This window comes from Streptomyces sp. NPDC020917 (assembly GCF_044333795.1).
Taxonomy (GTDB): Bacteria; Actinomycetota; Actinomycetes; order Streptomycetales; family Streptomycetaceae; genus Actinacidiphila.
The window spans coordinates 1-8,210 of record NZ_JBIRRR010000048.1; the positions used below are offsets into that span (position 1 = coordinate 1).

Annotated in this window: 5 protein-coding genes; 1 reads left to right on the top strand and 4 read right to left on the bottom strand. The window is 70.9% G+C overall.

Going from position 1 to position 8,210, the window contains the following annotated elements:
- Positions 1-952 precede the first annotated feature (952 nt).
- Complete coding sequence (locus tag ACH4TG_RS40780; protein WP_398248358.1) at positions 953-1,774, top strand: BTAD domain-containing putative transcriptional regulator; 822 nt, start codon at positions 953-955, stop codon at positions 1,772-1,774.
- A gap of 130 nt (positions 1,775-1,904) precedes the next feature.
- Here ACH4TG_RS40780 and ACH4TG_RS40785 read toward each other — a convergent pair whose 3' ends face one another.
- The 4 genes from ACH4TG_RS40785 to ACH4TG_RS40800 all read right to left on the bottom strand — a co-directional run bounded on the left by ACH4TG_RS40785 (position 1,905) and on the right by ACH4TG_RS40800 (position 7,928).
- On the bottom strand, positions 1,905-2,732 hold the full coding sequence (locus tag ACH4TG_RS40785; protein WP_398248360.1) for a BTAD domain-containing putative transcriptional regulator: 828 nt from the start codon (positions 2,730-2,732) through the stop codon (positions 1,905-1,907).
- Positions 2,733-3,327: 595 nt separating this feature from the next.
- A complete protein-coding gene (locus ACH4TG_RS40790; protein WP_398248361.1) occupies positions 3,328-4,704 on the bottom strand; it encodes a glutamate decarboxylase in 1,377 nt (458 codons plus the stop codon).
- Positions 4,705-4,934: 230 nt separating this feature from the next.
- Positions 4,935-7,313 (bottom strand): phosphoketolase, encoded by a 2,379-nt coding sequence (locus ACH4TG_RS40795; protein ID WP_398248363.1) that lies wholly within the window; start codon positions 7,311-7,313, stop codon positions 4,935-4,937.
- Between the two features lie 186 nt (positions 7,314-7,499).
- Complete coding sequence (locus tag ACH4TG_RS40800; RefSeq protein WP_398248365.1) at positions 7,500-7,928, bottom strand: SRPBCC family protein; 429 nt, start codon at positions 7,926-7,928, stop codon at positions 7,500-7,502.
- Between the last annotated feature and the right edge of the window lie 282 nt (positions 7,929-8,210).

An 8,210-nucleotide genomic window follows, 5' to 3' on the forward strand; every position in this document is an offset into this window, starting at 1 on the left:
TGCGGCTTACCGGCATGCGCGCGCTGCGCAAACTCCAGAGTCTCTTCCACAGTGATGATGTGTTCCGGCGCGGTCATCGCCGGCTTGCAGAGCCTTGCCATATCCGGAATCCACTTCTCTCGACAGCAAGGGCAGTGGAACGACGAGCCGGCACCGGCCGCCACGGCGGGCCGGGCGCCGGCTCGGGGGGCGTGGGGGTGCACCGGCGGCACCAGCCGCTGAACAGCCCTGGGAGCACGGGCGATCGTCCGGGGACACGGGCCGTCCGGTTGCCCGGGCAGCGGTACCTGCGGACACACGAAAGCCCCGCAACGATGCGCGGGGCCGCTCACCCCTGCCGCCGAGTGCGTCGTGCGCCCGCCGGGCCGGGCGAAGGCCGCGGCGCCGGTATCCGGGCAGGGGAGGTGTGCAGGAATCGTGACACCGGCACCACTCCCACGCCAAGTCCACCACTAAGTGACGTGGGTCACACGACTGTTGAGGTTCGGCGGCGGGGTCACCGCCGGGTCGGCCGCGCCTCGGCATTCAGTCCAGGCTCCCTGGAGCGCCGTTGGCGCCACGCGCTCGCCCGCGTCCCCGCCGCCCGGCCCGGCGGCCCCGGGGGCCGGATCCGGGGTCGCGGACCGGCTCGCGCCGCGTCCGGGCGGCGGGGCGGAAGTACCCGAGTGGGACGGAGGAGACCACGGAGACCGGCGCACCGGCCAGTCTGGTACCGCTGCGTCCCATGCGTCCCACCAGGGCTCGGAGTTGCACCTGCGGCCGCGTCGGGCTCACGGCGCATGGGGCGGGGGTCCAGGAGCGCTCAAGGGCGGCTGGGGTGCCGCTTCACAGGTGATGCAGAGGTTCTCGCGACCTGCTTGCGGACCGCACCGCGGCGCCCGCGAGAGGGCCACCATCTGAGTCCTGACCACGCTGCGCGATCCGATGGCCACGGAAGAGAACGGGAGGAAGTATGAACATCAAGCTACTGGGTTCACTGGATGCCGAAGTCCACGGCATCTCGATCGTCCCGACCGCGGGCAAGCCGCGTCAGATCCTGGCCCTGCTGGCCCTCCACCCCGGCCGGGTGGTGCCGGTGCCGACGCTCATGGAGGAGGCCTGGGGCACCGAGCTGCCGCAGAGTTCGCTGACCACGCTGCAGACGTACATCCTGCAGCTGCGCCGGATGCTGAGTGCGGCGATGGGCCCCGAGGTGGCGGCCACCGCCAAGGACGTGCTGGCCACCCGGCACGGCGGGTACCTGCTGCAGATCCCCACCGAAGCGGTGGACGTCTTCGTCTACGAGCGGCTGATCGCCGAGGGGCAGACGGCGTTCGAGGACGGCAAGGACGCGACCGCGGCCGGGCTGCTGCGCCAGGCCCTGGAGCTGTGGCAGGGACCGGCGCTGGTCGACGTCAAGGTCGGCCCGGTGCTGGAGATCGAGGTGATGCGGCTGGCGCAGAGCCGGCTGGTGGCCCAGGAGCGCCGGATCGACGCCGAACTGCGGCTGGGCCGGCACGTGGAGATGATCGCCGAGCTGACCGACCTGATCGCCCGTCACCCGCAGCACGAGGGCCTGCACTCGCAGGCCATGGTGGCGCTGTACCGGTCGGGGCGGCAGGCCGCAGCGCTGGACGTCTATCGGCGGATGCGGCGGCGGCTGATCGAGGAGCTGGGGGTGGAGCCGTCCCCGCAACTCCAGCGGATGCACCAGGCGATGCTGGCCGTCGACCCGCGGCTGGACGTGGTCGCCGGACCGCGCCGCACCACCACGTTCGACCTGTACGCCGCGTGAGGAAGGCCCCGGGCGGGGCCGGCACCGCGCACCGGTCGCGGTACGCGTGGTGCACGGTGTGCTCGCCCGGGACCCTGGAAGGCGGTGCGGGGGTGCGTTCCGGACCCTTTCCGGTGTCCGGTCGGCCCGGTCAGCCGGTGCGGGCCACCAGGCGCGGCGCCGACGGGGACGGACCGTGCGGTGCCTCGTGGCGGGCCATCAGGATCGACCGCTGCAGGCGGGCCAGCGCCGGCGAGGGCTCCAGGCCGAGTTCGGTCACCAGCGTCGTGCGGAGCCGCTGGTAGACATCCAGTGCCTCGCCGCGGCGACCCGAGCGGTGCAGGGCCAGCATGAACTGGCCGTGCAGCGACTCGTGCATCCGGTGCTGGTTGACCAGCACCGTCAGTTCCGGGAGCAGTTCACGGTGCCGGCCCAGCTTCAGGTCGGCCTCGATCCGCTGGTCGAGCGCGCACAGCCGGGTCTCCTCCAGCCGTCTCGCCTCCATCCCGATCCGCAGGCCCACCGGGATGTCGGTGAGCGCCGGGCCGTTCCACAGCGCCAGTGCCTTGGCCAGCGCGCGGGCCGCGCCGACGAAGTCCTCCGCGTCCATGGCCCGGTAGCCGACCGCCGCGAGGGTCGCGAACTGCCGGTAGTCCACGGTGCCGCCGAGGGTGTTGAGCCGGTATCCGCCGGGCACGGTGGCCAGCACGTCCTTCGCGTTGCCGGCCGCACCGCCCTCGCCGTGCGCCAGGGCCTGCTCGATCAGGTCGCGCAACTGCAGGATGTAGGTCTGCAGCGTGGTGCGGGCGCTGCGGGGCACTTTGGCGCCCCACAACTCCTCCACCAGCGATCCGACCGGGACCACATGGTCGGCGTGCAGAGCCAGGAGCGCCAGGACTTGCCGCGGCTTGGGCGCCGTCGGCACGATCGAGACGTCGTTCTCTCGTACGGCCAGCGCGCCAAGCACTTCGATATCCATATTATTTCCCCCATGAGTTCAGGCGTCAGCCCGGGGCTTCAGCCTGAGAGCATGGCGTCGCCGGGGGCTCTGCTCTGCTGCAGCCTCCGATAAAAAAACAGCTCGCCCGGTTCGTCAATACGCGGCGGGAAACACCCCGCGCCATGGACGATATCCAGACAGCCGCATTTCAAACTGCCGTTTGGCAGCCGTTCATGCGGCCTGGCCGAACCCTTCGGTTGAACTTCACCTTCCGTGCGTACACCGCTCTGACCTGCAGAAAGCGAGCGGGCGCGGAAGTCCGGATCCGCTCTGCGCCGGCAAGTGCCAGGGACAGCAGACCGGACCGTGGTGGCGGCGGTCTGGATCCGGCCGCAACGCGGCATGAAATCCCGGCATGATGCCGGTGGAAACCGGCATCATGCCGACATCGCGCTATCGGGAACCCGTCGACAACGGACCGGGAACCCGCCGGGAAGCCGCCGGGAACGCTTCAGGAAAAATCCCCGCGTTCACCCCGGCAGCCGGTTCCGGATTGACCCCACTGACAGCGGCTTGCCGCATTTGCGCGTGACCGGGACCAGCTCGGAACGCCGGCTTCCTCCCGGCGGACCCGTCAGGTGTGGGTGAAGCCGGAGGCGGCGTCGTGCGCGGGCGGGGTGGTGGTGAGCCGGGTGACCGCCTTGCCGAGGGCGGCGAGGAGGGACTCGGCCAGGTCGAGGCTGAAGCCCTCGCGGACCACGATGCGCAGGACGGCGATCTCCTCGGCGTTCGGCGGCATGGTGTACGCAGGCACCTGCCAGCCGTCGCGGCGCAGTTCGTCGGAGACGTGGAAGACCGTGAACCTGCTCGGGTCGTTCAGCTTGAACGAGACCACCGGGATGTCGGTGCCGTCGCTGATCACCTCGAAGGCGTCGATCTTCGCGATGCCGTCGGCGAGGAAGTGCGCGGTGTCCCGCAGCCCCTCCATGACCTTGGTGTAGCCCTCGCGGCCGAGCCGGACGAAGTTGTAGTACTGCCCGACGACCTGGTTGCCGGGGCGGGAGAAGTTGAGGGTGAAGGTCGGCATGTCGCCGCCCAGGTAGTTGACGTGGAAGACCAGGTCCTCGGGCAGGTCCTCGGCCGAGCGCCACACGACGAACCCTATGCCGGGGTAGGTGAGGCCGTACTTGTGGCCGGAGACGTTGATCGACTTCACCTGCGGGAGCCGGAAGTCCCACTCCAGGTCCGGGTGGAGGAAGGGTGCGACGAAGCCGCCCGACGCGGCGTCCACGTGGATCGCGATGTCGGTGCCGTGCTCGGCGTTGTACGCCACGACCTTGTCGTGGATCTCCTTGATGGGCTCGAACTCGCCGGTGTGCGTGGTGCCCAGGATCGGCACGACGCCGATGGTGTTCTCGTCGACGTAGCTCATGGTCTCGTCGGCGTCGACGGTGAACCGGTCGTTCGCCACCGGCACGTAGCGCGGCTCGACGTCCCAGTAGCGGCAGAACTTCTCCCACACCACCTGGACGTTGGAGCCCATCACCAGGTTCGGGCGGTCCGCGGGCAGTCCGGCCGCCTGCCGGCGCTGGCGCCACTTCCACTTCATGGCGAGACCGCCGAGCATGACCGCCTCGGAGGAGCCTATGGTGGACACGCCGACCGCGTCGCCCGTCGAGGGCGCGTGGAAGAGGTTCGCGACGATGTTGACGCAGCGCCGCTCGATCTCCGCGGTCTGCGGGTACTCGTCCTTGTCGATCATGTTCTTGTCGAACGTCTCGGCCATGAGTTTCTCGGCCTCGGGGTCCATCCACGTCGTCACGAACGTGGCCATGTTGAGCCGGGAGCTTCCGTCCAGCAGCAGCTCGTCGTGGATCATGCGGTAGACCGCCTGGGGCGCCGTCTCCTGGTCGGGCAGCCTGTTCTTCGGCACCTGCACGCATCCCAAGCGCCTGGTGTACGCCGGGTCGATCAGTGCTTCGCTGCTGTCGTGACGGTGTACCACGATCACTCCCACGTTGAATTGCTGATTTTCAGCGGCCCAGCATGCCAGCCTGGCCTGGGCGCGCCGAGCCGGGGCCCGCCGGTGCCACGCCGGTGCCGGAAGGACCGCCGCCTGCCCTGACTGACGCGACCCCGGCCGGGCCGGTTCACCCGGTCGCCGTGGGATGCACCACTGTCACCGTCCGCGACCGGCGCGCGGCCACCGCTCTGCCTGGGTGACGCACGCCGCCGCGAACCTCACCTCTGCCAGGTCCAGTCCGCGACCTCCGGCATGTCGGTGCCCTGGGCGCGGATCCAGTCGTGGTGGCGCAGCCGGGCGTCCTCCATGCGCTGGCGCACGGGGGCGGCGGCCACGGCGAGACCGGGAACCCGGTCGATGACGTCCATCACCAGCCGGTAGCGGTCGAGGTCGTTGCGGACCACCATGTCGAAGGGCGTGGTGGTGGTGCCGATCTCCTTGTAGCCGCGGACGTGCAGGTTGGCGTGACCGGTACGGGGGTAGGCGAGGCGGTGGATCAGCCACGGGTAGCCGTGATAGGCGAAGATCACCGGCCTGTCCGCGGTGAACAGGGCGTCGTACTGCGGATCGGACATGCCGTGCGGGTGCTCGTCCTGCGGCAGCAGCCGCGCAAGGTCGACGACGTTGACGACGCGGACCGCGAGCCGCGGCAGATGGGCGCGGAGCAACTGGGCGGCGGCCAGCACCTCCAGGGTGGGGACGTCGCCCGCGCAGGCGAGGACCACGTCCGGTTCGCGCAGCCCGTCCTCGGTGCCGGCCCAGTCCCAGATGCCCGCGCCGCGGGCGCAGTGGGCGCGGGCGGCATCCATGTCCAGCCAGTCGAAGCAGGGTTGCTTGCCGGCGACGACGACGTTGACGTAGTCCTTCGACTTCAGGATGTGCTCGGCCGTGGACAGCAGGGTGTTGGCGTCCGGCGGCAGGTAGACCCGCACGGCCTCGGGCGACTTGTTGAGGATGTGGTCGATGAAGCCCGGGTCCTGGTGCGAGAAGCCGTTGTGGTCCTGGCGCCACACATGGGACGTGAGCAGGTAGTTGAGCGAGGCGATGGGGCGCCGCCAGGGCAGCCGCCGGGTGGTGCGCAGCCACTTGATGTGCTGGTTCACCATCGAGTCCACGATGTGCACGAACGCCTCGTAGCAGGAGAACATCCCGTGCCTGCCGGTGAGCAGGTAGCCCTCCAGCCAGCCCTGGCAGGTGTGTTCGGAGAGGATCTCCATCACCCGGCCGTGCCGGTCGAGGTTCTCGTCCACGGGCAGGGTCTCCGCCTGCCACGCCTTGCCGGTGGCGCCGTAGACGGCCTGCAGGCGGTTGGAGGCGGTCTCGTCCGGGCCGACCAGCCGGAAGTCCCGGCGGTCCGCGGTGCCGGCCATCACCTGTTCCAGCAACTCTCCCAGTACGCGGGTGGGTTCGTGCAGGGTGGTGCCGGGCTTGTCGACCGCGACGGCGAACCGTTCGAGTTCGGGCACGGGCAGTTCGCGCAGCAGCAGGCCGCCGTTGGTGTGCGGGTTGCTGCCGAGCCGGCGGTCGCCGTCGGGGACGCACGCGAGCACCTGGTCGCGCGGCCGCCCCTGGGCGTCGAAGAGTTCCTGCGGCCGGTAGGAGCGCAGCCACTCCTCCAGCTGGCGCAGGTGGGCGGGGTTGGTCCGCACCTCGGAGAGCGGCACCTGGTGGGCGCGCCAGGTCCCCTCCACCGGCAGCCCGTCGACCGTCGCGGGGCCCGTCCAGCCCTTGGGCGTGCGCAGCACGATGACCGGCCAGCGGGGCCGCTCGGTGGCGCCGTGCTCGCGGGCCGCGCGCTGGAAGGCCGCGATGCGGTCCAGCGAGGTGTCCATGGCGGCGGCCATCAACTGGTGCACCTGCAAAGGATCGTCGCCGGTGACGTGGATCGGGTCGTGGCCGTAGCCGCGGAGCAGGTCGTCGAGTTCGTCCTCGGGCAGCCGCGCCAGGACGGTCGGGTTGGCGATCTTGTAGCCGTTGAGGTGCAGGATCGGCAGGACCGCGCCGTCGTGGACGGGGTCGAGGAACTTGTTGCCGTGCCAGGACGCGGCCAGCGGGCCGGTCTCGGCCTCGCCGTCGCCGATGACGCAGGCCACCACGAGGCCGGGGTTGTCGAAGGCGGCACCGTAGGCGTGCGACAGGGAGTAGCCGAGCTCGCCGCCCTCGTGGATCGATCCGGGCGTCTCCGGGGCGACGTGCGACGGGACCCCGCCGGGGAAGGAGAACTGCTTGAACAGCTTCGCCATGCCGCCGGCGTCCCGGGTGATGTCGGGGTAGGTGGCGGTGTAGCTGCCCTCCAGCCAGGAGTTGGCCAGCACCGCGGGCCCGCCGTGACCCGGCCCCCACACGCAGATCGCGTCGAGGTCGCGGGCCTGGACGACCCGGTTGAGGTGGGTGTGGACGAGGTTCAGGCCCGGTGAGGTGCCCCAGTGCCCGAGCAGCCGCGGCTTGACGTGCTCGGGGGCCAGCGGTTCGGCGAGCAGCGGGTTGTCCAGCAGGTAGATCTGGCCCACCGCGAGGTAGTTCGCGGCGCGCCAGTGCGCGTCCAGGGCCCGGACCTCGTCGTCGGACAGCGGGGCGGGGAGGGAGGCATCGGACATTCTCGTCTCCAGACTGACGGTCGGTCGGTCGTGGTTCAACGGCGAAGGGCCGCGGCAGGACCCGGGGGCGGGGCGGACGGTCCGGGGGCGACGGGCGGATGCGCGGTAGGGCGCACCCTGGAGCCTGCCGGGCCGGGCCCGTGAAAGGCCGGGCCAAAGGGCGCGCCCTGAGGGGCCGTACGCTTCTCAGGGCTTGAGCAGGGCGTCCATGGCCCGGCCGAATATCACCCGGCCGGCCGAGGCCGTGACGGCGTCCAGCACCCGCGGCACGCCCCGCACCCGCAGATCCTCGCGCCAGCTTACGAGCGACCCGGGGCCGCCGTCACGGTCCGGCCGCACATCGATCTCCGCCCAGCCGGTGACCAGGCGCCCGGTCTTCTCCAGCCGGCAGTGGCGCCCGGGCTGCCACACGGTGACACGCATCGGGTCGTCGAAGCCGAGCGGCCCGACACCGGTACGCGCCACGATCACGGTCCCGGGCCCGGACGGCGGCGGGGTGCGCACGGTCATCGTCGTCAGCGGCACGGTGGCGGTGTGCCGCTCCCAGGCCGTCATCCGCCGCCACGCCTCGGCGGGCGGCAGCGGGGACACACGCTCGATCTCGAACAGGGGCACGCAGCCAGGCTAGGCGCGACGCCCCGCGGGCCCACACGAGGCACACCGCCAGGGACGCGATAGGTGCGGGCAGCTCGAAAGGTGAACGGATCGGCTGAATCGGCTGAACGTGATCGGTTGCCGTAGTCCGCGGGGTGGACGAATCGGCTGAACGTGATCGGTTGCCGTAGTCCGCGGGGTGGACGAATCGGCTGAAGGTGATCGGTTGCCGTAGTCCGCAGAGTGGACGTCCTGGCCCTTATTGCCGCGCCCTCGCCTCCGGGCCCTTAGATCCGGTGTCTG